The organism is Pedococcus sp. P1_H8 (assembly GCF_056405175.1).
This window is the reverse complement of record NZ_JBFUCP010000347.1, coordinates 1-397: the sequence shown is the minus strand read 5'-3', so window position 1 is coordinate 397 and position 397 is coordinate 1. Positions and strand designations below refer to the sequence as shown.

Genomic DNA, 397 nt, shown 5'->3' with positions numbered 1-397 from the left:
GTCCCCGCACTGTTCGTCGTGATCAAGATTGCCGGCGCGGCCTACCTGGGCTATCTCGCATGGCGCATGCTCAGACCAGGCGGAAGGTCCGCGTTCGAAGTTTCAGAACTGGAGCGCCACAGCAGTTTCCGACTCTTCGGAATGGGATTTGTCACCAACATCCTCAATCCGAAGATCGCCCTGATGTACGTCGCACTCATCCCGCAGTTCGTCGATCCGTCACGCGGCCCCGTCTGGCAGCAGTCCCTCCTCCTGGGAACCATCCAGATCCTGGTCGCGGTGGCCGTCAATGCCATGATCGTTCTGGCGTCGTCGTCCATCTCGTCGTTTCTCACACGGCGGCCGGTCTGGTTGAGCATCCAGAAGTGGCTCGCCGGGGGGATACTCGGAGTATTCG

The 397-nt window shown here is 60.7% G+C and carries 1 protein-coding gene; it reads left to right on the top strand.

The window, feature by feature from the left end; genetic code table 11:
* Positions 1-18: 18 nt before the first annotated feature.
* On the top strand, positions 19-397 hold a 379-nt coding region (locus AC1DYG_RS20315; protein WP_477641643.1), incomplete at its 3' end, for a LysE family translocator.